Here is a 23,660-nt window from a genome sequence, read left to right as displayed (position 1 = left end):
TCCAGTGATTTTTTTTAAGCTACGGTAAAATTTCTGGTTCTGATTCGCGCAAAGGTACGGTGACTCTACTGAGTTTCTTTGGAGAAGCTTCTAACAGGGATTGCTGTTGAGCCGTGTTTTGAGCACTCGTAACAGGTTTATTACCAGATCCAGCTAAAGTATCTCGTTGATTGATGAGGTAAATGCTGACTAGAGTCAATCCCACTCCCACCCACTGCACGGGGCTTAACACTTCTTGAAGAAGTAAATTACCAAATAGCAAGGCAAATACAGGTGTGAGGAAGGTGAGAGAACTTAAACTGGTGAGACTGCCACTAGAAGCAAAATAGAAAAATAAGCCGTATGCGATCGCACTTCCGAACACGGTAGCGTAGCCTAAAGCCAGCCAATCCGAAGCAACAAGATTCTGTATTTGCTCTGATTCTGTAACTGCCGAAACTCCCCACAATGGCAATCCACCTAAAATCATGTGCCATCCTGTAGCAGTTACGGGATCGGCGTAACGACACACAAAGCGAATCAGCACAGTTCCCACTGCCATACTCAGTGCAGCCAACAGCATTAACCATTCGCCACTCTCTAGAAAGGAGTAATGGAGGGGGGGAGAGGGGAGGGAAGAATGAGAGAGCATACCTAAGATTAAATCATCTGGTAAGCCAATTAAACTAATACCCATCACTCCCAATGCGAGTCCCAGCCATCCCCATAAACCAATGCGTTCTTGGAACAGCCATAAAGACAACAAAGCAACTGCTAGAGGTTGAGAATCAATCATGACAGAACCCAGCCCAGCACTTGTTCTCACTAACCCTTCGGCTAAAAAGCCCTGAAATAGAGTTCCATCAACCAAAGCAAATAAACCTATCCACAGCCACGCCAACCATCCTTTGGGCTGAGGTTTACCCATTAATATTGCTGCTATGAGAATAAGTACCCCTGCTGGTATCAAACGCACCCCCGCCAAAAAGAATGGTGTCGTGTGGGGGATGGCACCTTTCATTGCCACCATTGCAGTACCCCATAAGAAAAATGGGGCTATCAGCAGTATTGGTGCGAAGGGTTGTTGAGATGCACTGAGCTTCAGTTGCATGGGTCTGGTTGCGCCTTTGTTTTACAATGCGATAAATACTTTACACAATTGTACCGAATTATGTTGTTTTGTAAAGTTATACTGGGGATTGGGGACTGGGGACAAGGTAGACGAGGGGGACAAGGAAAAAGAACTGTGTCCAATCTCCAATGCCCAATACCCAATGACAAATGACTATAGCAGTCCGTGTAGGAGTTACAAACACCTCTCCCTTGTCCTCCTTGTCTTCCTTGTCCCCCTTGTTCGGAGCTCTAATAGGATTGCTATACAAATGATTCTTTCCTCCAAGCGCCTTATCTTACGAGAATTTATAAAGGAAGACTGGAAAGCTGTTTTTGATTACCAAACAGATCCCCAATACCTGGAATTTTATGAATGGGAGACACGTAGCAAAACTGAGGTGCAGGAATTTGTGCAAATGTTTTTAGAACAGCAAAAGCAAGTGCCAAGAATCAAATTTCAGTTAGCGATCGTCTTAAAATCTGAAGAAAAAGTCATTGGAAACTGCGGTATTCGCAAAATTACACCAGAATTACCAGAAGCTTCCCTTGGTTACGAAATTGCTTCAAATTACTGGGGAAAGGGATATGCAACTGAAGCTGCAAGCACCATAATAAAATTTGGGTTTGAGGAGTTAAAGCTACAACGTATTTATGGCTGGTGCATTGCGGAAAACCTTGCCTCTGCCAGAGTCATGGAAAAAGTCGGGATGCAGTTTGAGGAAAGATTTACCGAGAATGAGTGGTTCAAGGGACGCTGGTGGGATTCTTTGATTTTTGGAATTTCAAGAGATGAGTGGGAAAGAACTGCATAAGCTGGTCTACTCATTAATGCGAGTCATTCGATTTTATTATTAAAAAATCTAGATTTTTACCTGTATTTTTTATTCTAGTTACAGAACATATCTTCTGTTACAAAAATTTGTTAAGAATTAACGCTAATTTCATTAGTTCTCCCACTTTAATTGACGACTACTGCCACTTTCTCTACTTGTGGGAATTCCACGATTGGGAGGTAGGCGGGCTTCCAATTGCTCTTTTTTAAGAATCTTGACAATTCTGTCAGGATTTTTGAAAACGTCCAAGAAATAAGATACTTCTACCTGCTGTGCAAATACAGATATTATTCCTACCGTTATCAATGGAGCTATAAAATATTGCGGTTTCATTGTATGTACCTCAGAAAAAACACTCGTCATACAACTTCACAAGCATCTGTGTGTTTTTCCGAGAAAATGTAAAAATTCAGATTCTACATTCTGCGTTCTCTGTGTACTCTTCGGTTCAAAAGTTATTGATTTAACCGCCGAGGCGCAGAGTACGCAGAGGTAAGAGGTGAGAAGGCTATTTATTTCCTGAAGTTTTTATCCACCGTGTGTTGAGTGTAACTTGGTTACCGTTCAATATAAAGATTATTGTCAAGAGAAATTCCTTCATTGCGATCGGTGTTAATTTAGTGATTAAAGCTAATAGTTTTTTAGTTGACTAAATTAGCTTAGGTATTGTCGTCATTTCAGGCTTGCTTTGCCTTTATGTAGCAAGGAAAAGCAAGCAATACATTGTATGGGAGATGATAGCTATGGGAATGGTTATATTTTTAGGATGTTGCTTTCTGTGGCTGATTGGCTTAGCACTTCTTGCAGAAATCTGGTTTTTTGAAGAAGAACAACAGTTTTAACGAAAATTTTTAGAGGCGTTTTACATAATAAAAAAAGCGCTCCCCTTTAGGAAGCGCCGAGATTAACTACACTTTTTTCAGCATTACTAACAAATTAACCGTGTTACCTAAATCCTAACCGTTGATAGCAGGAGCGCTGATAGCAACAGGCGCAACTTCAGCAGAAGCTAAGTCGAGAGGGAAGTTGTGCGCGTTACGCTCGTGCATGACTTCCATACCCAGGTTGGCGCGGTTGAGGATGTCTGCCCAGGTGCCAATCGCACGACCTTGTGAGTCAAGTACGGATTGGTTGAAGTTGAAACCGTTGAGGTTGAACGCCATGGTGCTGATGCCCAGTGCCGTGAACCAGATGCCTACCACTGGCCATGCTGCCAAGAAGAAGTGCAAGGAGCGGGAGTTGTTGAATGATGCGTATTGGAAGATAAGTCTTCCGAAGTAGCCGTGTGCTGCTACGATGTTGTAGGTCTCTTCTTCTTGTCCGAACTTGTAACCGTAGTTCTGAGATTCGGTCTCGGTTGTTTCACGAACTAAGGAAGAGGTGACCAGAGAACCGTGCATTGCACTGAATAAGCTACCACCGAACACACCTGCTACACCTAATTGGTGGAAGGGGTGCATGAGGATGTTGTGCTCTGCTTGGAACACCAACATGAAGTTGAAGGTTCCAGAGATACCCAAGGGCATACCGTCAGAGAAGGAACCTTGACCAATGGGGTAGATTAAGAACACTGCTGTTGCAGCAGCAACAGGTGCGCTGAATGCTACACAGATCCAAGGACGCATTCCCAAGCGGTAGGACAATTCCCACTCACGACCTAAGTAGCAGAAGACGCCAATCAGGAAGTGGAAAACTACCAACTGGTAAGGACCACCGTTGTACAACCACTCATCTAAGGAAGCCGCTTCCCAGATGGGGTAGAAGTGAAGACCGATCGCGTTGGAACTTGGAACAACTGCACCAGAAATGATGTTGTTACCGTAGAGCAAAGAACCTGCAACAGGTTCGCGGATACCATCGATGTCTACAGGAGGAGCAGCGATGAATGCGATAATGAAGCAGATGGCTGCGGAGAGCAGTGTAGGAATCATCAATACGCCGAACCAGCCAACATAAAGGCGGTTTTCGGTAGAGGTGATCCAGTTACAGAACTGCTCCCATACGTTTGCGCTTTCGCGACGCTGTAAGGTTGCTGTCATTGTTTTATGTATTGCGATAAGTTTGTGAAAAACTTGCCTAGGCGTTTTTGCCTATGAATGTAATTTACACTTGTTTACCAAACTTTACAATAGAATTAAGTTTAGTAAAACTCATAACACCCATAAGCGTAAATTATACAATTGGCAAAACAAACGACAAACGACAAATAGCGTTCCACTCCACACCACGTCCATCAGAAGTGGGTTGCCATTGGCAGTACAGTCCGGGTTGTCCTTTAGGAGGACGGTTTTCGTCGATAACTGAGGCGGCTGCTTGTGGATGCGAGTCGTTGATGAAATAGCCTCCTTCTTCGCCCAATGGCAAACCAACTGCATCTCGACCGGGATCGGGAATAGTGGTTAAGATGGACTGCGATCGCTTGACCCTTCGGGTACGAGCAAAATCTAAAAGGTACAGCGCTTGATAGTCGAACAGGGGACGGTCAAGCTGGAATTTGCCTGCGAATTCAGTTGTGTATCCCATAGGTTATATGGTACATAATTTCTAATAAAAATTTTAAATAGAGTGGTCTACCACTTTGAATTTTAGGGGTGATTAAAAAACCGCAAAGACGCAAAGAGCGCGAAGTCAGAGGAAAAGAAGATGAGCCAGAACATCGTTTTACCCATCAAAATCATTGTGGTGAACTACTGAAAGGCTTTTAGTTGAAGAATGAAACCCAACAATAGAATTGCCTATGCGATCGCTTTGCTGCTTCGGCAGATCGCTAATCTCTAGTTGGCAAAGATCTATGGAACCCAAAGTCTAAAAAAAACAGTTGATTCAACATTATCACTATGCCAAGCTTTTCCCGTTCTCCACGCTTATTTAAAGGTGCGATTGTCCTGCTTGATTCTGTCAGCTTTTTGCCAAAGGGTGAAATCTCGGGCAACTTGGATTATGTATTGACCAATACATTTGTTTGCAAAACTTAATGTTTGATAAGCTAATTATTAGCATTTCATGCTACTGTGATTGACAGTAGATATTTTTTTGCATCCATATGTGTAAATCACTTGGCACATAGTCATGAACATTTGACAAAGCCCTTCTGCCTCCTGCCTTTCTTCTTGACACCGTAGAAAAGAAAAAAGCATATGAGCACAACACGCAAGATTCGTTTGGGTGCATTCATACAAGCCACCGGACATCATGTCTCCGCTTGGCGTCACCCGGATTCACAAGCAGATGCTGGGTTAAATTTTGAACATTACAAGGAAATTACTCAGACAGCCCAACGCGGCTTGTTCGATGCAGTTTTTCTGGCGGATAGTGTAGGAATCTGGGGCGGTACTCCGGAAACTCAAATTCGCAATGGTAAAATCGTCCATTTCGAGCCAGTTACCCTGCTATCCGCCTTGTCTTCTGTAACTCAAAATATCGGCTTGATTGCTACCGCTTCCACCACTTATGAAGAACCTTACACCCTTGCACGTAAGTTTGCCTCGTTGGACTACTTGAGTAAGGGTCGGGCGGGATGGAATGTAGTCACCACAGGTAATGAAAATGCTGCAGCTAATTTTGGTCGCGATCGGCACCCAGAACACAGCGATCGTTATGAACGTGCTGAAGAGTTTGTGGAAGTGGTGAAAGGACTGTGGGATAGTTGGGAAGATGATGCCTTTATCCGTGACAGAGAATCTGGTATCTATTTTGACTCCAACAAACTGCATACACTCGACCACAAGGGCAAACATTTTTCTGTAAAAGGTCCTTTAAACGTTGGTCGTCCGCCCCAAGGCTACCCAGTCATCGTTCAAGCTGGAGCCTCGGAACCAGGACGGGACTTGGCTGCACGGACTGCTGAGGTGATTTTTACTGCCAATCAAACCCTTGCAGATGCACAAGAATTTTATGCTGATGTCAAAGGTAGATTGGCAAAATACGGGCGATCGCCTGACGATCTAAAAATCATGCCTGGTGCTTTCCCAATTATTGGACGTACTGAGGAAGAAGCCCAAGAGAAGTATGAATTCCTGCAATCCTTAATCCATCCCGATGTAGCCTGGGGTATTTTGAAAAACTACTACAAAGATGTGGATCTATCAAAATATTCCCTAGACGATCTGGCTCCCGAATTGCCCAAAGACACCAACACCAACAAGAGCCGTCTCAAACTGGTTAAGGATTTAGCAACTCGTGGCGCTCTGACTTTGCGCCAGTTATATCTCTCTCTTGCGACTGCACGAGGTCATCGCACCATACTTGGTACTCCTGAAAGCATTGCCGACCAGCTAGAAGAATGGTTCAACAACGATGCGGCTGATGGCTTTAATATTATGCCTCCAATCTTGCCTACAGGATTAGATGACTTCGTTAACTTAGTCATTCCCGTGTTACAGAAACGCGGGCTGTTCCGTACTGAATACGAGGGCAGTACTTTGCGTGAAAATCTTGGGCTCCGCCGTCCCGACAATCGTTTTGCTGCCAAACAAGAGGACAAGACATTGGTGTTAGCTTAACTGACACTCCCAGAAATACTGCAAAAACCTGTCATTTTTTGAAGGAAAAAAACATGAGTTATTATAGCCGATTAAAGACTTCACCTTCTGCTGCAGTTAGAGCAACTCTTGATTATCCTGTAATCGACACTGATGTTCACACTAACGATTTCACTCCGGCTCTTGAAGATTACATTGCTAATTATGGTGGTGTGAAGCTTGTTGATGAACTGCGTAAGGCAGAAGCCTCGCGTCTCAACTCCAAGACTGACGGAAAGGATTGGTATCAACAAACTCCTGAAGAACGTCATTATAACCGCACAATTCGCTCTCCTTGGTGGGCTAGAGTGACTCGCAACACTTTAGACCTTGCTACTTACATTCTCCCGGAACTGCTTTACGAGCGTCAGGCAGAACAGGGGTCAGACTATTCAGTGCTGTTCCCAAACAATGCTCTAGCAGCAGCTGGAGCAAGTCCAGACAACCGTCAGGCATTGCAACGTGCTATTAATCACTATCATGCCGATCTCTACCGTAAATATAGCGCTCGCCTGACACCCGTGGCTGGTATTTTATTGACGACTCCACAAGAAGGCATTGAAGAGCTAGAGTTTGCCGTTAAAACACTGGGGTTAAAGGTAATAAATATTCCTGTTGGCGTCAAACGACCTATCAAAGCGATCGCAGATAAGTATCCAGCCGATGAATTTCCAGGAATTGCCAAGTATGCTTCCTACATCGATTTTTACGGGTTGGATAGCGAGTATAACTACGATCCTTTCTGGGCTAAAGTTGTGGAACTCGGTGTACCTATTACTACCCATTACGGCAGTCAGGGATGGACGGGGCGTTCTTCCATCAGCAACTACATGAACAACCATATCGGTCACTTCGCTGATGGATCGGAAGCATTTGCCAAAGCGCTGTTCTTCGGTGGTGTGACCAAGCGTTTTCCACAGTTGCGAGTCGCTATGCTCGAAGGCGGTGCGGCTTGGGGTGCTAACGTCTATATTCATTTAGTAGATCGTTTCTCCAAGCGCAATGTGAAGGCACTGCAAAACTACAACCCAGATCTCGCGAACTCCGACGAGCTATTTGAGTTATTTGAACGCTATGGTGCAGAAATTACTCAAGGGAATTCTCTTAACAAAGAAGAATTGACAAAGAGCGTCCTAGGTTCTTCATTCAACCGTCATAGCCGTCAGCCCATTGGTAGCGAATTAGATGATTTTGCAGCAGCTGGTATTGAGACAATAGAAGATATTCGCGATCGCTGGGTAAACAATTTCTTCTTTGGTTCCGAGTCTGATGACCGCACAGTAGCAGCCGCATTCAACGACAAAGCCAATCCGTTAAATGTCAAGCTCAACGCCATCTATTCCTCAGATGTTGGTCATTGGGATGTACCCGATCTAACTGCACCACTAGCTGAAAGTTGGGAACTTGTAAAAGAAGGCTTAATTTCCGAAGTTGACTTCAAGTCCTTTGTCTTCACAAATCCCTACAAGTTTTACACCGAAGCTAACCCTGACTTCTTTAAGGGTACCGCGATCGAATCTCAGGTAGGCAACATTGAATCCAAACAAGTCGATAAAAACTTGGCAGTAGTGTAGTCTACTCTCTCGTCTCTCGTTCTCATCTCTCGTTCCCAGGCTCCGCCTGGGAATGCATGACTAGAGGCTCTGCCTCGCGTGTCAGCTAATACCAATTCTGGAACAAATGCGATCGCCTTTAAGAGAGATAGTGTAATGTTTAAAAACCGCAGAGACGCAGAGGGCGCAGAGGGAAAGATCGGGAGAAATAATTCCGATACAAACGGATTTGGTATCGTTTGGTGAAATGCTTTAAATTGGGAGGCGGAGCCTCTACGGAAGGCATTCCCAGCTAGGGCTGGGAACGAGTTACCAGCCCTAGCTGATAGTTGACGCCAACAAATTTAAGCCCCATTGATAGAGAGATGGAACTAACAAATTTTCTATTTTGACACTTGGGCTAATTTGTTTGAGAACAGATATCATTAATGATATTATCACCTCTGGTTCTTCTGAAGATGAAGCTGTAAATAAACTACCTTCTGTCCAAAGAGTGCGAATTTGGGCAAAAGTTAAGGATTCGGCTTCATGAACAACTTTATTTCGTTTTTTGCGAAGGCGGGTTAGTAATATGTACCACTTATTGTCTTCCCAAAAATTGTGAAATTTGCGCCAACCTTCAATTAATTCTGCCAGTGATGGTGGATAGTTTCTACCCGGTACTTGTGTAATATAGCCTTTGCCAATCCAGTTTTGTTCGTCACATTGAATATATAACAATCTCTCTATTGTTTGGGTAAATTGCATGAAGGCTACAGAGTAATTTCTTCTCAACAATGGGAGTTCGATCAGAAATGATAATTCCCAAGTTTCAATTAATTTGTTTTTCTTGATTTGATTTAATTGTTCTTGCCAAGCTTGAATTTGTTCGTGACTAGTTATTTTGGTAACGTCATTAGAACGTATCCAATTAGGAATCGCTTTTAAAAATTTGTTTGTTTCCCAGTTCGTATATAATGCTAGAATACCTGCTAATCTATACAAACTTTTATATCGATTTTGGTGAGGTTTTAACCACAGTTGTGCTTCGGAAAAGTCTCCTCTTTCCCAAGCAGATATAACCCGCAAGCGTTCTAAAGACCAGAAGTGCTCTCCCATAGAAATCAGTTTAAAACTTTGAGAAGGCATTGCTGTTCTAAAGCCATTTGGTAAAGTATCAAAAAATAAATCTGGCTCTTTGGGGCTAGCATTGAAGACTTGACACTGTCGGGCTAAAGCGGCTGCACAAATTTCAACTCCTGATGCAATCGCAGGCGCACAACCTTTGTTTTGTACCCACAAGACTAATTCTTTATCTTCTACAGGAGAGAAAAAATCTAATGCTTCCTGTAATATCAAGACTTCTAGTTCTTTACGAATTGCATCGCTATCATTGGCATTAATTTTTGGAGTGTGGACATCGACTCTCACATGAGGACAAATACTTTTAATTTTCCCCGCCATTAATGCTGCTAACCACACTGTATCCAATCTTCGGTAAAACCAAGAAACTGTGTCTGGTTGATCTGTTCCCCACAAAATGATGTGTTTTAATCCCCGTTCCACTCCTGTGGTAATAATTGTATGGTCTAAAAGAAGTTCTACTTGGCTAAAGTCTCCGCCAAGCCATTCCATACAGTGTTCGTAGTAGCGTTTGCCTAAATCTTTTGCACTCCAAGGGTAAGTTTTATCTTGTTCTTCATGAGTACCCCGTTTCAGCCCCAGTTCTTGATAAAGTTCATCAACATGGTGCGGATAGCTGATATTACCATCAGCACCAAAAGAACGAATCACTCCATCTTTACTGCGCCATCCTATTTGACGCGTCCCGACAGTGATGATTAAAGTGTCTACGCGATCGCAATCTGTTGATAGAGTATTCATAAGGGGTATACTTGATGGTAATTTTGAGGAGAAGTGCGATCGCGTAATGCTTGCAAGTACTTTTTGCGCGGATCTTGAGTTGCACCAAAAACAGTGACAAGCTGGTAATCATCTAAATCCGCAATCCAGACAGGTGAAGGTTTTACTTCTTTACCAACCTTACCGCAAAGATTTCCATCATAATTATCGCGCCCTTCTCTGTCTTTAATTTTTAAATCTTGGTGATGCAAAACTGCTAAAGCATAGGGTTTACCAAAATCTTCTTTTCCCGCACACACAATTATGCGACAATTCATATCGACAGCTTCAGTCCAGCGATCGCGACTGACGGAACCAGCAGAGATAGGTGAACGATAGTTAAAAGTCGCCCCTAACGATTGGAATGCTGTATAAAAACCTAGCAGGCGTTGCTGAAATAACTGACAAAACTCTTTAGGAGTATCTGGTAAAATCCAAAAAGCATCATCACTTTCAGGTATTAGAGTTGAACCCCGCCACCAAGGAGCAAAATCACGAGTTTTACGGGAATAGTACGGTCTTCTCGCCCCCTGACCAATACCTCCTAAATGAAACATCAACCATGTTAAATTTCGCAAAAGTTGTTGAATAATCTTTTGCTTATCTTGTGGTGCTTCAAGAGAATAACTCAGAGTTAAAAGTCCTTGTTGTTCGCCACACGGATCGCGTTGATCGAGAGGTTCTTTTTGAGTGACTTTTCCGTGCAATACTCTAACAACTATCCAACCGCGTTCTTGAGGATTAATAGCTCCAAAAATCTTGGATTCCCAAGAAAGAATTTTCTCCGGTTCTAACACTCCCAGCGCAAATGTCCGAAACCAATAACGGAGCATTGATTTAAAAGCAACAGAACGTACTTCTGCTTCTGGAGATGTATCTAGTTTTAATTTACCGTATCTGTCTCGTTTTAAATGACCTTGTCCATCTTTCTGGTAAGGCTGAGAAAGATTTCTAATTTTTTGACGCCCGTGAATCAATTGACCTTTGAGTTTAAATTCAACCTGGAAAAACTCATTTGGTTTGCTAACTTTCCCGGCTGTAATTAATTCTCCATATCCCGTGTTTACCTGAGAACCAATACCAGCTTGTAAACCCTTAATTAACCAATGTTTCACTTTGTCTAAAACTTGATTATCTTTACAGTTACTCGTTAAACGCAAGCCAATTAAGAATATTGCTCCCTTAATGCATAAAAAGGGGTTGGGATTCGGGTCATATTTGGGTGAATTATTATCCCACTTCCAAATATTATTTGCCATATCCATCGCCAAAATTCCTGGTTGATTGGGTAATGGATAAGCATCTAAAAAAACTACCTTACCAGCACAATCATTGGGATTTTTTGCTTCCAGAGAACCAAAATAAGGTGCAACTTCTTGTTCGGCTGCTTTCCATGAAAGCTTTTTTTCTGCCATGATTTCTCGGATAGCTTGGGTTCTCGCAACTCCCCGCAAAGTACTTGAAGGAATATAAGGTGTTCCCAAAGCATCAAAAGCTGGTAGAAGAATACTTTCCGGTCCTCGGTGTCCCCCAACCCGCATGCGCCAAGGACATTGGACTTGAAATGTCTCCTTGGCTATCAGTTTCGTGCGTTTGTTCAGTTGTTCGAGGCGAATGTTATGGTTTGCACCTTCTTCTGCTTTTTGAAGTATGTGTACTTTGGTTGCATCTTTATATTCACTCTCAGGCGATCGCATCCAACGCAAATATTCCACAAAACTAGCATTTTTATCTGGAATGGGTTCGTTTTCAGAGTCAAGCCAAGGCGATGGGATTCGATCTTCTGGTAGTTGCTTGGAATGGTTTCCCGTACCGCCTGTTCCACCCGTCCCACGACCCCCAGAACCACCGTTATGTTTGTCACCACCGTTACCTGCACCCGGTTTTTGTATCGCAGGGGATGAATTTTGAGCTTTTCTCGGTCTTTCAAATACCATTGATATTACTCTCCCTTAACATTCCAGTAAACAGCGTTAGCCCAAAAGCTAAATTCTTGTGCTACAGCCAGTCCCAATCCTGTTAAACCTAAGTATTCGTCTGTGTCTAATTTCTTGAGAGTAACCAATCCCCCATCCCCTGCTAAGTTTTTCATACCTGACAGAAATTCCAAACAATCAAAGAATTTTTTTACGACCTGCTTTTTCCCTTCTTGACTCAGAGCTTTTTCTTCTGCTTTCAGGCGTAACATTCCCCAAGTCGATAAATAAGTGTAGAGTTCCACTGCTTGGCTTTTTTGTTCCTTGAGACGAGCTTCATCTTGATTGGGTTGCGATCGCAATCCATCTAAAGCCTCGTATACTGGAGTTGTAATTGTCCGTGGATCGAATGTCATCATTTCTGTGTTACCTATATTGATGCTAAATTGTTCTGTCACCGTATCAAGCCCATTGCTGAACAAATCCCCGTCCCAAGCTTTCTTGTCCTCCAAGTTGTAGAATTTGATTATCTGTTAGGAGTTTTTGGAAATCAGCATGGGATTGCTTGGCTGTTCCATTAGCTTGTGACGTTGTTCCCCAAGAAAAATACATGAGGGTATCCGGTGGAATAGCTTCCTCATAACGAAATCCACCGTCTACAGATTTGTGTTCATCCAATTTGATTTTTACCTGACGCCACAAACTCATCTGAATTAAAGTAACGCAATGCTGGTCTGGTAAAACTAAGACTCGATTAATTCCACTGGATTCTGCTGTTTGCGGTACAAATACTTTCCAATCTTGCCACTGTTTCAAACTTTCAGCTTTCAGAATAGCATCCTTGAGATAGACTGCGGCTTTGCCATTAGAAAAATTACAACTATATTCAGCTGGTACATTAGACATATTACCCTGCGATCGCAACCAACGTCTCAGCAGCATGGGACAACTGACCCAAATCACACTGTGACTTAAAGAAGATATCGGTAACCAGAGAAGAGAAGCATCCCCTATCCAGATATCGCCTTGTTCTAGTTGCTGTGACTCTTTTAAATCGGTTCCAAATAATCTAAACCGCATACTTTGCTCTGTAGCCGTCGCCCGCAACTTACCCCGAATTGTGCTAGAAGGTATGTAAGGCAAATTCGTGTGAGATTCACGAGCAATTCCCAATAAATTCCCTTCTTGAGTAGTACCACCTGTATGAAGAGGTGAAAGAAGATACAAGTAAATAGAGTTCATCATACGATTTTGGATTTTGGATTTTGGATTTTGGATGAATGAGTTATCAAAAAAAACCGCATCTTGCTTTCTTTGCGCCTTCGCGTCTTTGCGTGAGCTTTAATGATTAATCCACAATAATTCTGAATAACCAAGCTGTCTCCACGAATGTACTTTAGTACTGGGATTATCCTGAAACAAAGGTTGCGGTTGATTCAAGTAATATAAAGTACCCGGAGGTGCAGCAAAAACCTGCGGTGCGGGAATGCTTTTACTGGATTCGTCTTTGTGACGAAATCGACAACTGATAGGTATAGGTCTGTCTGTAGCAAAACTCACCAACTCCCCTGGGGTTTGGTTGCGATTAGCTGTGTGAGCCAATTTCCACTCCCAAGGAGACGGGTGACACAAACAAACATCTCGACCACTATTGCTGTCTTTGTATTCAAAGACACCAGGTGTCACCAAGTAAGCAAGAGATTTACCACCCGTTTGGAAATTCCGGTGAGATAAATTTTGCAACGCATTCCACTGTTCGTCTAACTTTGGACACCGGAGTAAAATAGCTCGATGTCCCTCTCCTCCCAAACGCAACGTTGTAGGAGTCTCGATTTCTCGATCTATACCAATTGCTAAACTCCAACCGGGAAGCAAGCGAATAGCATTCTCCACAAAATAACCATCTGCATCTTTGACTTGTTTTGTCCCTTCTGCAATAGCATTGTGAGAACGAGTTTCCACCACCCAAGGTTTATTTTCTCCAGAAAACTTAACTTGCCAATGTTTTGGTTCAATTTCACCTGTTTTCAGATATTCCTCCACAACCTCAACAGGTAAATATTGACGGTACTTATCCGAAATACCTTCACTCTGCTGACGCCAAGATGGTTTAACCAAAGGACGAGGTTGAGAAAGATCGGTCATTGCTTGATGCAAGTGCGAACCTTCATCCCAATCCACAGGAACTAACGGAGTTGTCCCCACAAATCCCAACGGACGGGGAAAATACAAAGTCTCTCCACCAAAGCAAAACAAAGGTCCCGCAAGTCTAAATTTACTCTCCTTCCGGTTCATTAACGCACTCAACGCCCCAGCAATAGTATGACCGTGAGGAGGAAATACACTACCAGCCCAAGCCCGTTCCCCAGGAGTAAAAGGTTTTGCATCTCGAAACAACAAAACATCCAACGCTGTTATAGTATACCAATACATAATGAATTATGAATGATGAATGATGAATTATGAAGGATGAATTATGAATGATGAATTATGAAAATTATGAAAATTATGAATTGGGAGTTTTGAGAAGGAGGATAAGTATCACTAAGTTTTGTGTTTTTTAGTTTTGACAATGATTGCTGTAATTATTGCAATAATTTCCTCATTCTCTTGCATAAGAAGGTTTAGGCGTTCGGTAGTAACAATATTAGATTTAGCTAGTAACCGAAGCCAATATAAACTTTCTCTAGCTTCTTTCTGAGCAATAGTTAACTTGTGAATAAAATCAGCTTTACTTTCACCAGATTGAGCCTCTTGAATATTAGCTCCAATGGAAGTGGCTGACCTTAAGTATTGTTTTCCAATTATATGACCAGCTTCATCTTTTTGTCCTTTGATATACTGAAATAATTTGATAGCTCTTAAAGCATACTCAACAGTTCGCTCTCGAATATCCCATGTTTTTACATTCCCATCATTCATAAAACTTTCCTGTCATGACTCCATCCTTTATCATTCCCAATTCCCAATTCATAATTCATAATTCATCATTCATACTTTATAATTCTTTGACGGACAGTAAAAGCCGCAAGCTTCAGCCAAACCTCCACCTCCTCTGTATTCCCCTCTCCGCGCTCTCTGCGTCTCTGCGGTTCAATAAAACAACCCTCCAAAAACTCCAACAAAACCCTCTCAAACCGCTCCTTCAAATCCCCATCCCCTTGTAAAAGTTCGCGACGATCGCAAAACGCTTGCGTCCAAGGTGCAACAGCCTCTTTTACGGGTGCGGGATGCTGACTCCACATAAAAGCAGCCTGTTCAAAAATAGCAGCATCTATATCGACACCCAGATCTAATAATTTTTGCCACTTATGAAACACCAAAAACTTAGCAGTTGCTTTGAGAATATTTCCATTACCATATAAAACCCGTACTTGCACAGCATCTTTTGCTTTACCCTCCGGACATATATGTTCTTTCGCCTCCTTCTCAGCTTCCCACATATTCTCCAAAGCAATAGCAAGCGGTACGGAATGATATGCGATCGCAATACCAAAGCTAATAGTTGCTTGCTCCCCCATTGTAAATAAAGGTCGTTTGGCAATACAAGTAGCAGAATGAGTTGTTGGCAATTGCCAATAGTCACCTCGACTTTGAAACTCACCTCTAGGATCTTCCTTCCCTTGAAAACATTGGCGGATATCCCACAGCCATCTATCCCATTCCCAAAGATTGGTGTAGGCTAAGACATCATCACCCCCCCCATATATCAACCGTCCCGCATAGCGTTGTTGAGTCAGGTAAGGAACAAGTTGATTGGAGAAATCTAACAAAGCACGGCTGAGGGCGTTGTGAGTGGAAGGTCCCATGCGTTTTTGAGTTGTCAGAAACTCTTTAAAGCGTTGGGCTATAGCTTGGTTTTTCTCCTTGTCGCCCTCTTCCATTTTCTGAATTTGATTCTTTAACTCTTCTGGAATATAGTCAAGATAATCTTTGAGCGGTATTCCTTTGAGCCATTGACTCATTCCGTCACCGTCTCCTGCGGCTAACACGTACCAGTTTGCAGGGTTGTTGTTGGGATAGAACCTATTTATAACTTTTTGAATGTTACAACGGTAATCTTGTTTGAGTTCTTCAATGTTTGGTGCTTCCCCATCTTCTACCAACCAGCCTGCGTTGAGCAGACGGGGATGATTTTTCTTAGGTAATGTGCGGCGATCGTCTATCCAAGGGATTCCCCATTTGCTTCTCATATCTTCTATGACTTTTTGAGTCCAGTCAAACTCCTTCATCACTGCTTGACAAGCTTGGTTGTAATGCTTCCAATGGTCTAGTCGTTCTGTCTCTTCCATGACTTTGAGATAGCCTGCGACTCCTGCTGTCAAATCTGGGTAAGAAGCTTCTATTTGTTCGGTATCGTCTAAAGCTAATAATTCTGGCAGAACTTCTTTCAAACAGCGCTTGACGGTTTCCGTAGCATTGAGTTGTTCTCTCCCATCAAATAAGCCTGCTCTTCTTTGCCAACATTTTTTGGTGTCTCCTTCACTCACCCAGTCTTGTTGGGGATGAACGACGGGTCCAATACCGGATACGGTGGAGCGAGGACCGAAGGCTGTAGGAATTTCCCAATTTCGGGCGTTTTTGACTGATGTTAAAGTATATCTGGTTTGGTCAAAAATGCTAGCCCACCAAGAGCCAACATTGATGCTAAACTTCCTGTGTTGAGTTTCAAAGCGGAGTTTGGCAGCTGCTAAAAGAAATTCTCGTTCTTTTGGTTTAAAGAGTTGTTGTTCGTCTTGTAAGTTATAGGCTTGGTTTTGAGTATCTACCCATTGTTGGAATGAGGCTTCTTTTTCTTCATCAAAACAAATGGTGTTTTTTAGCTGTACGCCTTTTTCATCTTTGCCAATGGGCATTGCAGCCCAGTAAAACTGCCATTGGGATTGCAGCCAACCTTCCCATGTTTTGCTATCTGCTTGTAAGTCTGGCATCCAATGGCGTTTGTCTTGTAGTTCTTGAAAAACTAAGTTGCTAATTTCTTGCCATGCTTGCTTGACTGTCTGTTGTGCCGTTTGCATTGCTGCTTTAACTTTGTCTTTTGGCAGAATGAGGATTATAACGTTGGGAAATCCTGCCGTTAGGAGCTTGCGATCGCATGGTTTATCAATCCAGTCTTTAAAATCTGGGAATTGTTGTAATAACCAGTGGTCTATGAGTGGTTGTTGGAACAGACTGGGATACAACAAGGTATCGGGACCGTATTGTAAAGCGAGTTTCCAAGAGACTTTGGCACAAAGGTAGTGCAGTATCCAAGAACCAGCCCAGAAATCGCGCATTTTGCGACTGGCTTTTATCAGTTCTTGGACTGGGGTGAAGGTGAAGCTTGCTAGGTAGGGATGGGATAGGGTGTTCTGTGAAGACCAACGTTTGAGTTGTTCTGTTGTAAGATCGTATCCTGCTAATGCACCTGAAAGGGCTGCTGTGATACTGGCATGACTCCAAATGGAACTGTCTGGAAAGCGGGTTTCCGCAGGCATTAAAATGAGGGATTTATCCTGGAATTCTTGGCAGACAGCTTCTGGCAAACAACGCCACAGCCACCAGTACAGCTGCTTGTAATTTTCTTTTTTCTTTGCTTCGGCGGGGATTTTGTCGAACAGGTTTTGTTCTTGTTTTTGGAGATACTCGCGCCGTTTGTTGAGGAGTTCTGAGTGCTGTGAGATTTTGAAGTCTAGTTTGGCACCGGAAAGTAGGTGGGCAATTTCTAAACCCCTGTCCTTGTAGTTCACACTTTGAATGATACTGCCAATTGCACCGCGATCGCTCGCCGAGGCAATCCAATCAGCTTGATGGATGTGTTTCATAACTGTACCTCCTGATGTTTCAGGGTTCCAGCCATTTTCAACCCAATTTTGCATGACTGGCAATTGTTGCCAGAAGCTGTTCTCACCGCGCCCTGATTGGTTGTTATGTAGTGCTTTTAGCACGGGATCGTGTAGTAATCCCCAGATTTTAGTTTGCCAGTATGCTTCTGACACAGCAAATTCCTTAGTTGTTGTCTCCAGTATGGATTGTATGAATTGATATCCCCAAGTGTCCAATAACAGCCAATATTTTTGAAGAAAGATTTTGATTATCCAAACTGCCTTGCAGTAAGGTTTTCAGCCGCAAACTCCATTTCAAACTGATATTTTCTTTTTATTGACTTTTTTAAAGTTTTATGTATTATATTTTGGAGGATGGGCGTAAGGTGGGAATTGCCCACCAATATCAAACAGCAGTTTATTGCGGCTCGTCTCGACCGATGCCAAAGGAAAGCAACTGGCGCTAAGTTTTCGTAGATCTCGGATGGCAAATGTTCTCCTTTCCCATTACGACTAGCTTCGTGATTTGCTTGTGTCAATGTTTCACCTCCTAATGAGGATGTAGTTTTTGTTTTCCTCATGGGGTTATTATCCGTTAAGATTTTAACGGTGACAAGATTTTAACGTTAAAAAATTAACGCTAAGATACTACTGTGGAATCTTTTAGCAACCTTAAATGCTAGTATCTAAAATTGCGGAACTACGAAAACGAGCTAATCTAACTCAGAAACAGCTTGCTGAGTTGATTGGTGTAACCGAGTCTACTATTAGAAACCTAGAAAATAATAGGAATGGTATTGAATTGTTAGCAAGAGTAGCCAAGCTTTGTACCGCTTTAAAATGCACTGCTCAAGACTTGGTTGATTTTGAAGAAGAGGAGAAAATTTGAGTTTTCTGTTTCTATTCAATTTATTTCCCTAGCAAGTAGGAACAGCTATGGAGTCCGTGATTGAGCAACTAAGAGCGATCGGGTTTCCAATCGATTAATTTCCCTAGCGAGTAGGGACCCTATTACCCAGATAATGATGGAATTAGTTAAGTTTGAGTTTCCAATCGAATAAGTTCCCTAGCGAGTAGGGACAGGGTCTTGCTCTCTAGCAGCGAGTGCTAGTTGGAATGCGTTTCCAATCGAATAAGTTCCCTAGCGAGTAGGGACTCTGCAACGACCTCGTTATTGACGCGATAGTTAAAGTGAGCGGTGTTTCCAATCGAATAAGTTCCCTAGCGAGTAGGGACTAAGGATTGTGGTGTCACTACCAACTGGAAAGATATGCGTTTCCAATCGAATAAGTTCCCTAGCGAGTAGGGACACGATGGTGATGAATACATACTCGCTACATCTATGATTGTTTCCAATCGAATAAGTTCCCTAGCGAGTAGGGACAATTTTTGCGATATTTGCCAAGCATCAATCAGTTTTGTTTCCAATCGAATAAGTTCCCTAGCGAGTAGGGACTTACAAAATAACGCTACAGAAGTAGACAGCGATTTAACAAGTTTCCAATCGAATAAGTTCCCTAGCGAGTAGGGACTCTCTCACCATTTCCTCATTGCATTCATCGTTGTCAGATGGTGTTTCCAATCGAATAAGTTCCCTAGCGAGTAGGGACTTCTCTTTGTAACGGCAGCATCTCTCACTTACTTTACTGGTTTCCAATCGAATAAGTTCCCTAGCGAGTAGGGACTTCGCCGCAACATTGGCAGACCTGGGCTATTAGCCAGTTTCCAATCGAATAAGTTCCCTAGCGAGTAGGGACGAGCCAAAAGACGTGGTTCTGACTACCAGTGCGATCGGTTTCCAATCGAATAAGTTCCCTAGCGAGTAGGGACCTTGCTCGAAAAAACCGCATTTTATGGTGTGGGTAAGTTTCCAATCGAATAAGTTCCCTAGCGAGTAGGGACTTCGCTCTATCATTGCGCCTAAGATAACGCCTACTAAAGTTTCCAATCGAATAAGTTCCCTAGCGAGTAGGGACACTACAAACACGCTGACAAGTCGTTCATCGTCTAGTGTTTCCAATCGAATAAGTTCCCTAGCGAGTAGGGACGTATTGGGAGTGTGATGTTTATGACGGCTATGCCGGTTTCCAATCGAATAAGTTCCCTAGCGAGTAGGGACGAGATGAGTGAAAATCAGCGAGGCGCATTACTCTCCTTTTGGTTTCCAATCGAATAAGTTCCCTAGCGAGTAGGGACCCCTCTAGTTTAGACCCTTACCCCGTAAGGAGTCCAGAGGCAGTTTGCGAGGGGGTCAGAATTTGTCACGAGAAAGGGAGAAAAAACTATCATAAAAATTGCTGAAACGCTTACTAGATAAGGCGGCGAGGGGGTCAACGGAAGAATCAGTATTTCAGACTTTTACCGACCCCCTCGCCGCTAATTAGACAATTATCGAACCAGGTAGCTCTGTGACAGGAGGACCAACGCCCCAACAGGTGTCTATTTTGGAGTTTTGATTGTAAGTTCAAGTGCATCGCAAAAGCTACTGAGTCTCCTTAGCAAAGCATTGTAGTAGGGGTAGGCATCATCCCGTTCATCTTGAAGACGAGCATACAAGGTTAATTCTGGCTCTGGGGCTAGACAATCTTTTGGGATATCTAAACCTGCTTCAGTTAAGCGCGTTGCTGCGATCGCAACTAACAGCGAACCAACTGTATTCATTTCGCCATTGCGAAGATCGTCTATTCCTGATAAAACGAATTCTGCTCCAGGCAACTCATTAAGACTCATAATTTATCCTCCTCTAATTTACCTTCAAAACGCTTAATAAAGTTCTCGACTCTGCTTCTAAGCATATCGGGATTGAGAGCGGGAAATCGGATTAATTCGGGTGCAATAGCTTCAAAACAATCACGTAATTCTGTTAAGGAAAATAATCTCTGCTCATACATGGCTTGAACATCGTTAATGTCACGGTCAAATCCTCTCGATAGTTTAGAAAGAGCTTGGGCTGTGAAGTCATAATGGTAAAACGAGATTTTACCTTGTTTGCCAATAAATACGCTGCGATCGCGCCACCCTGGAAGAGGAGGTAAGAAATCCTGAGGGGAAGCCAGTTCAATATTGATGTTCAATTCTTGCTTGAGTTTGGCAATTGCTTGAAAAATACCTGGAGGTTCTGGATCTAGACGAATATCAACATCAACCGTGGAACTACGCCATCCAATCAGTAGAGCACTAGCACCACCTGTAAAGTAAATGCACCCTGAACCTCGAGCTTCTCTACCCAAGGCTTCCATAAGTCGTTCTATCTTTTTCTCGTCAACGTTTGGACGCATATTTCTTGTCGTGCGACGCTTTTTTAACCAGTATTAACAAAGCTTTTTTTCTACGAATTGCCCTATAATAATAGCATATAGACAAACAGTATTTGATATTTTTATTCAAACAAAAAATAAATATAGTTGGTTGTTTCGGGTTCCCAGTAAAATTTTTACTACCTAAAGCTAAATAGTCAATAATCCAATACTATGTCATTGCATTCTACCTAATCTACCAATGCTTTCTTAATGTATCTGATGCTGTTACGTCTAGTGTTTCCAATCAACTAGTTTCCTTAGCAAGTAGAAACTTACCAACACAAGGAAACATACAACCATGAAATTAGCTAAATTTCCAATTAATTAATTTCTTTATTATATAGGCGCTCGCAGTTTCCAATCGATTAATTTCCCTAGGGAGTAGGGACAAAAAAAGAAATACAATCGACAAATCAGGAGGTAATTGACACTCAAAAACCGAGTACTGTACGCGTTTGCCATATCCTTCTAACAAAATTGATATCTCCAAGTGTCCAATAACAGCCAATATTTTTGAAGAAAGATTTTGATTATCCAAACTGGCTTGTAGTAAGCTTCTCAGCCGCAAACTCCATTTCAAACTGATATTTTCTTTTTATTGACTTTTTTAAAGTTTTGTATATCCTAAATTAGGAAATGAGATATGGGGTGGGCATTGACCATCAATTGAGGAGCCTCCCAAACAAATTGCAGTTTCTGCTAATTGGGAGTACATTGGGAATACAAAGAGTGTAACAGGAAAAAATCATGTTTCAGAAAGCAGCCGCTACCCAAAAAGAAACGCGGCTTTCCATTCGGGCAACAGAGTCGGAAAAGGCGATACTGGCACAAGCGGCACGAGCGCGGCACACGAATGTCAGCCAGTTTGTACTACAAGCATCGCTTGACGCCGCGAATGCTATTCTTATGGATCAAACCGAGTTTCGCTTGGCACCTGACCAGTGGGAAGCTTTCTGCGAACGTCTTGACGCGCCACCGAAAGTCATTCCACAGTTGCAGCAACTGTTTAGCGAACCGGAACCATTCTAATGGCAGGCGAGTCGTTAAACGCACCTGTCCTGCTTACCAAGAGTCACGAAATTGAGGATTTCGACTGCGGTAAGCCACCGCTTAATAATTTTCTTATCAAATATGCCCTACAAAATCCGGCAAGCGGCGGAGCCAGAACCTACGTCCTGACACGTGCCCAACGGGTAATTGGCTATTACAGCCTTGCGCCTGGGTCTATATCGCCGGAGGACGCTCCCGCTCGTGTCATCAAAGGGCAGGGACGTTATCCTGTGCCAGTTATCCTTATGGCGCGGTTTGCGGTGGACAGTAGCGAACAGGGTAAAGGCTTAGGCAAAGCCATGTTCCGCAACGCGCTAAGCCGCGCCGTAGCAGGAGCGGAAATCATTGGCGGAAGAGCTTTTCTTGTCCATGCCAAAGATGAGGAAGCCTGTGCCTTCTACCTTAAATTCGGCATGGAAGAATCCCCAACCAATCCCCTGCACCTGCTTCTCCTTTTCAAGGACATTCGACAATCTTTCTTTCCAATCGATTAATGTTTCCAATCAATTTATTTCCCTAGCAAGTAGAGAATATCTTTCTAGTTTAGACCGTTACCCCCTCATAATTCATGCGACAGACTGCTACAAGAAAAATTTGGATATTTTTTAATTTGGAAATCCCTTAGCAGAAAAGATATCTTCCGCCGTTAAGTTTAATTCTGGAAATGTAGGTGAGACAATGCGATCGCGTCCCCGAAACTGCGTCATTTGATATTCTTCTTCAATCAAAGAATAAATAAAGATAGTCGGTTGTTTGGGATTGCCAGTAAATTTTTTACTCCCTAAAGCTAAATAGTCAACAATCCAATATTCAGGAATTTTAATACCTTCGTAGACTCCCAATTCCCCTTTTCTCCCGTTTTCTGATTCACTGTCCTGATAGAGCAACTGGCTGTTAGCATAATCTTTCTGTTCACTATATTTAATTAATATTTTATACCAAAATTTTCTCATCGCTTAATTGTTTCCAATCGATTAATTTCCCTAGCGAGTAGGGACACTGAAGAAAACAATCAAAGCAAAATTTCATTGCAGTTTCCAATCGATTAATTTCCCTAGCGAGTAGGGACAATAAACAAAGAACTATAGAATTCTTTTTAAGTATAAGTTAATAAAAAAATAAAAAATTACGCCCAGATATTTCATCTTTTTACGGAAGAAGAATGGATCAGAACTTCTAAAAATTTCAATAAAAATATTGCCGGTTTTTTCACAGGCAAAAAGAATGAAGTTTTCATCAATGTTCAGGATGAAGGAATTGCCTACTTCATTGGCTTAGGCAAGGCAGATTCGCCACTCTTTGAAGCACAGCAGATCGCTGTTAAATTTTCTCAGACCTACAGAGAAAGGCTCATGGCAGTTCCAACGCTTGTTGTAGCAGATTTTATGACGGAAAAACAGTTTGAAGAATTCGTAAAAGGACTTCTATTGGGAACATACCGTTATCCTTTTGAGAAAACCCACGCCTTCTGGAATTCTAAATTTGAGCTTCATTTTGAAAATGTAAGTCAGAAAAAACTGGATGTTATCGGCAGGAAATCGGAAGCTTTGAGCAACGGACAAATTGCGTGTCAGGAATGGCTGAACAAACCTGCCAATTTAAAAAAACCGGATACTTTAAGTTTATATCTAAAGAATTTATCCAAAAAATACAATTTAAAATATACTGTTTTCAACAGAAAAAAATGTGAAGAATTGGGACTGGGAGCATAT

At 42.5% G+C, this 23,660-nt stretch carries 22 protein-coding genes and 1 CRISPR repeat array; of the genes, 7 read left to right on the top strand and 15 right to left on the bottom strand.

Going from position 1 to position 23,660, the window contains the following annotated elements; translation table 11 throughout:
* Nucleotides 1–19: 19 nt before the first annotated feature.
* Complete coding sequence (locus F7734_RS37715) at nucleotides 20–1,090, bottom strand: EamA family transporter (protein WP_155749577.1); 1,071 nt, start codon at nucleotides 1,088–1,090, stop codon at nucleotides 20–22.
* 271 nt (nucleotides 1,091–1,361) lie between these two features.
* On the opposite strand from F7734_RS37715, the gene F7734_RS37710 reads away from it, so the two are divergent.
* Nucleotides 1,362–1,904: a GNAT family protein gene (locus F7734_RS37710; RefSeq protein ID WP_155749576.1), complete on the top strand. Its 543-nt coding sequence runs from the start codon at nucleotides 1,362–1,364 to the stop codon at nucleotides 1,902–1,904.
* A gap of 132 nt (nucleotides 1,905–2,036) precedes the next feature.
* On the opposite strand, the gene F7734_RS37705 is transcribed toward F7734_RS37710, so the two are convergent.
* The 4 genes from F7734_RS37705 to F7734_RS37690 all read right to left on the bottom strand — a co-directional run bounded on the left by F7734_RS37705 (nucleotide 2,037) and on the right by F7734_RS37690 (nucleotide 4,727).
* Complete coding sequence (locus F7734_RS37705) at nucleotides 2,037–2,258, bottom strand: hypothetical protein (protein ID WP_155749575.1); 222 nt, start codon at nucleotides 2,256–2,258, stop codon at nucleotides 2,037–2,039.
* A 623-nt stretch (nucleotides 2,259–2,881) separates the two neighbouring features.
* Nucleotides 2,882–3,964, bottom strand: a complete 1,083-nt coding sequence (gene psbA / locus F7734_RS37700) for a photosystem II q(b) protein (protein ID WP_155746168.1) — start codon at nucleotides 3,962–3,964, stop codon at nucleotides 2,882–2,884.
* Between the two features lie 133 nt (nucleotides 3,965–4,097).
* Nucleotides 4,098–4,448, bottom strand: a complete 351-nt coding sequence (locus F7734_RS37695) for a hypothetical protein (RefSeq protein WP_207714307.1) — start codon at nucleotides 4,446–4,448, stop codon at nucleotides 4,098–4,100.
* Between the two features lie 138 nt (nucleotides 4,449–4,586).
* On the bottom strand, nucleotides 4,587–4,727 hold the full coding sequence (locus tag F7734_RS37690; RefSeq protein ID WP_155749574.1) for a hypothetical protein: 141 nt from the start codon (nucleotides 4,725–4,727) through the stop codon (nucleotides 4,587–4,589).
* 335 nt (nucleotides 4,728–5,062) lie between these two features.
* On the opposite strand from F7734_RS37690, the gene F7734_RS37685 reads away from it, so the two are divergent.
* A complete protein-coding gene (locus F7734_RS37685; RefSeq protein ID WP_155749573.1) occupies nucleotides 5,063–6,427 on the top strand; it encodes an LLM class flavin-dependent oxidoreductase in 1,365 nt (454 codons plus the stop codon).
* A gap of 53 nt (nucleotides 6,428–6,480) precedes the next feature.
* Nucleotides 6,481–8,019: an amidohydrolase family protein gene (locus tag F7734_RS37680; RefSeq protein ID WP_155749572.1), complete on the top strand. Its 1,539-nt coding sequence runs from the start codon at nucleotides 6,481–6,483 to the stop codon at nucleotides 8,017–8,019.
* Nucleotides 8,020–8,316: 297 nt separating this feature from the next.
* On the opposite strand, the gene F7734_RS37675 is transcribed toward F7734_RS37680, so the two are convergent.
* The 7 genes from F7734_RS37675 to cas10 form a co-directional block, all read right to left on the bottom strand.
* Complete coding sequence (locus F7734_RS37675; RefSeq protein ID WP_155749571.1) at nucleotides 8,317–9,861, bottom strand: hypothetical protein; 1,545 nt, start codon at nucleotides 9,859–9,861, stop codon at nucleotides 8,317–8,319.
* Nucleotides 9,858–11,816, bottom strand: a complete 1,959-nt coding sequence (locus F7734_RS37670) for an RAMP superfamily CRISPR-associated protein (RefSeq protein ID WP_155749570.1) — start codon at nucleotides 11,814–11,816, stop codon at nucleotides 9,858–9,860. The genes F7734_RS37675 and F7734_RS37670 overlap by 4 nt, the downstream gene beginning before the upstream one ends.
* Nucleotides 11,817–11,821: 5 nt before the next feature.
* Nucleotides 11,822–12,211: a hypothetical protein gene (locus F7734_RS37665; RefSeq protein WP_155749589.1), complete on the bottom strand. Its 390-nt coding sequence runs from the start codon at nucleotides 12,209–12,211 to the stop codon at nucleotides 11,822–11,824.
* Between the two features lie 46 nt (nucleotides 12,212–12,257).
* Nucleotides 12,258–13,040, bottom strand: a complete 783-nt coding sequence (gene cmr4, locus F7734_RS37660) for a type III-B CRISPR module RAMP protein Cmr4 (protein ID WP_155749569.1) — start codon at nucleotides 13,038–13,040, stop codon at nucleotides 12,258–12,260.
* A 96-nt stretch (nucleotides 13,041–13,136) separates the two neighbouring features.
* Nucleotides 13,137–14,228, bottom strand: coding sequence for a type III-B CRISPR module-associated Cmr3 family protein (locus F7734_RS37655; RefSeq protein ID WP_155749568.1), 1,092 nt, complete (start codon nucleotides 14,226–14,228; stop codon nucleotides 13,137–13,139).
* A 111-nt stretch (nucleotides 14,229–14,339) separates the two neighbouring features.
* The gene (locus F7734_RS37650; protein WP_155749567.1) at nucleotides 14,340–14,717 is read right to left on the bottom strand and encodes a four helix bundle protein; all 378 of its coding nucleotides are present in this window, start codon (nucleotides 14,715–14,717) and stop codon (nucleotides 14,340–14,342) included.
* 65 nt (nucleotides 14,718–14,782) lie between these two features.
* Nucleotides 14,783–17,773 carry a type III-B CRISPR-associated protein Cas10/Cmr2 gene (gene cas10, locus F7734_RS37645; protein ID WP_166482400.1) on the bottom strand — a complete coding sequence of 997 codons (2,991 nt, stop codon included), beginning with the start codon at nucleotides 17,771–17,773 and terminating at the stop codon, nucleotides 14,783–14,785.
* Nucleotides 17,774–18,275: 502 nt separating this feature from the next.
* Here cas10 and F7734_RS37635 point away from each other — a divergent pair.
* Entirely contained in the window at nucleotides 18,276–18,488 is a 213-nt protein-coding gene (locus F7734_RS37635; protein WP_155749565.1) for a helix-turn-helix transcriptional regulator, read from the top strand.
* Nucleotides 18,489–18,495: 7 nt separating this feature from the next.
* Nucleotides 18,496–19,795: direct repeats of the CRISPR family, unit length 36 nt; unit sequence GTTTCCAATCGAATAAGTTCCCTAGCGAGTAGGGAC.
* 243 nt (nucleotides 19,796–20,038) lie between these two features.
* Here the strand turns inward: F7734_RS37635 and F7734_RS37630 are convergent.
* Both F7734_RS37630 and F7734_RS37625 read right to left on the bottom strand, forming a co-directional pair.
* Nucleotides 20,039–20,329, bottom strand: coding sequence for a hypothetical protein (locus F7734_RS37630; RefSeq protein WP_155749564.1), 291 nt, complete (start codon nucleotides 20,327–20,329; stop codon nucleotides 20,039–20,041).
* The gene (locus tag F7734_RS37625; protein WP_155749563.1) at nucleotides 20,326–20,877 is read right to left on the bottom strand and encodes a DUF6036 family nucleotidyltransferase; all 552 of its coding nucleotides are present in this window, start codon (nucleotides 20,875–20,877) and stop codon (nucleotides 20,326–20,328) included. The genes F7734_RS37630 and F7734_RS37625 overlap by 4 nt, the downstream gene beginning before the upstream one ends.
* A 768-nt stretch (nucleotides 20,878–21,645) precedes the next feature.
* On the opposite strand from F7734_RS37625, the gene F7734_RS37620 reads away from it, so the two are divergent.
* Together F7734_RS37620 and F7734_RS37615 are read left to right on the top strand one after the other, a co-directional pair.
* Nucleotides 21,646–21,927, top strand: a complete 282-nt coding sequence (locus tag F7734_RS37620) for a DUF1778 domain-containing protein (RefSeq protein WP_155749562.1) — start codon at nucleotides 21,646–21,648, stop codon at nucleotides 21,925–21,927.
* Nucleotides 21,927–22,442, top strand: coding sequence for a GNAT family N-acetyltransferase (locus F7734_RS37615; protein ID WP_155749561.1), 516 nt, complete (start codon nucleotides 21,927–21,929; stop codon nucleotides 22,440–22,442). Before F7734_RS37620 ends, F7734_RS37615 begins: the two co-directional genes overlap by 1 nt.
* 111 nt (nucleotides 22,443–22,553) lie before the next feature.
* Here F7734_RS37615 and F7734_RS37610 read toward each other — a convergent pair whose 3' ends face one another.
* Nucleotides 22,554–22,901, bottom strand: a complete 348-nt coding sequence (locus F7734_RS37610; protein WP_155749560.1) for a Uma2 family endonuclease — start codon at nucleotides 22,899–22,901, stop codon at nucleotides 22,554–22,556.
* A 399-nt stretch (nucleotides 22,902–23,300) separates the two neighbouring features.
* Here F7734_RS37610 and F7734_RS62365 point away from each other — a divergent pair.
* Nucleotides 23,301–23,660, top strand: a 360-nt coding sequence (locus tag F7734_RS62365) for a hypothetical protein (protein WP_207714306.1), incomplete at its 3' end; no start/stop codon positions are given.

The organism is Scytonema sp. UIC 10036, assembly GCF_009725235.1.
This window is presented reverse-complemented; position numbering and strand designations above follow the sequence as displayed.

Bases quoted from the DNA above. Each gene is read 5' to 3' on its own strand.
- F7734_RS37615 (WP_155749561.1), top strand. From the start codon at position 21,927: ATGGCAGGCGAGTCGTTAAACGCACCTGTCCTGCTTACCAAGAGTCAC.
- F7734_RS37665 (WP_155749589.1), bottom strand. From the start codon at position 12,211: ATGACATTCGATCCACGGACAATTACAACTCCAGTATACGAGGCTTTA.
- F7734_RS37715 (WP_155749577.1), bottom strand. From the start codon at position 1,090: ATGCAACTGAAGCTCAGTGCATCTCAACAACCCTTCGCACCAATACTG.
- F7734_RS37630 (WP_155749564.1), bottom strand. From the start codon at position 20,329: ATGAGTCTTAATGAGTTGCCTGGAGCAGAATTCGTTTTATCAGGAATA.
- F7734_RS37675 (WP_155749571.1), bottom strand. From the start codon at position 9,861: ATGAATACTCTATCAACAGATTGCGATCGCGTAGACACTTTAATCATC.
- cmr4 (WP_155749569.1), bottom strand. From the start codon at position 13,040: ATGATGAACTCTATTTACTTGTATCTTCTTTCACCTCTTCATACAGGT.
- F7734_RS37620 (WP_155749562.1), top strand. From the start codon at position 21,646: ATGTTTCAGAAAGCAGCCGCTACCCAAAAAGAAACGCGGCTTTCCATT.
- F7734_RS37695 (WP_207714307.1), bottom strand. From the start codon at position 4,448: ATGGGATACACAACTGAATTCGCAGGCAAATTCCAGCTTGACCGTCCC.
- F7734_RS37670 (WP_155749570.1), bottom strand. From the start codon at position 11,816: ATGGTATTTGAAAGACCGAGAAAAGCTCAAAATTCATCCCCTGCGATA.
- F7734_RS37650 (WP_155749567.1), bottom strand. From the start codon at position 14,717: ATGAATGATGGGAATGTAAAAACATGGGATATTCGAGAGCGAACTGTT.
- F7734_RS37680 (WP_155749572.1), top strand. From the start codon at position 6,481: ATGAGTTATTATAGCCGATTAAAGACTTCACCTTCTGCTGCAGTTAGA.
- F7734_RS37635 (WP_155749565.1), top strand. From the start codon at position 18,276: ATGCTAGTATCTAAAATTGCGGAACTACGAAAACGAGCTAATCTAACT.
- F7734_RS37710 (WP_155749576.1), top strand. From the start codon at position 1,362: ATGATTCTTTCCTCCAAGCGCCTTATCTTACGAGAATTTATAAAGGAA.
- F7734_RS37625 (WP_155749563.1), bottom strand. From the start codon at position 20,877: ATGCGTCCAAACGTTGACGAGAAAAAGATAGAACGACTTATGGAAGCC.
- F7734_RS37610 (WP_155749560.1), bottom strand. From the start codon at position 22,901: ATGAGAAAATTTTGGTATAAAATATTAATTAAATATAGTGAACAGAAA.
- F7734_RS37655 (WP_155749568.1), bottom strand. From the start codon at position 14,228: ATGTATTGGTATACTATAACAGCGTTGGATGTTTTGTTGTTTCGAGAT.
- F7734_RS37685 (WP_155749573.1), top strand. From the start codon at position 5,063: ATGAGCACAACACGCAAGATTCGTTTGGGTGCATTCATACAAGCCACC.
- F7734_RS37705 (WP_155749575.1), bottom strand. From the start codon at position 2,258: ATGAAACCGCAATATTTTATAGCTCCATTGATAACGGTAGGAATAATA.
- psbA (WP_155746168.1), bottom strand. From the start codon at position 3,964: ATGACAGCAACCTTACAGCGTCGCGAAAGCGCAAACGTATGGGAGCAG.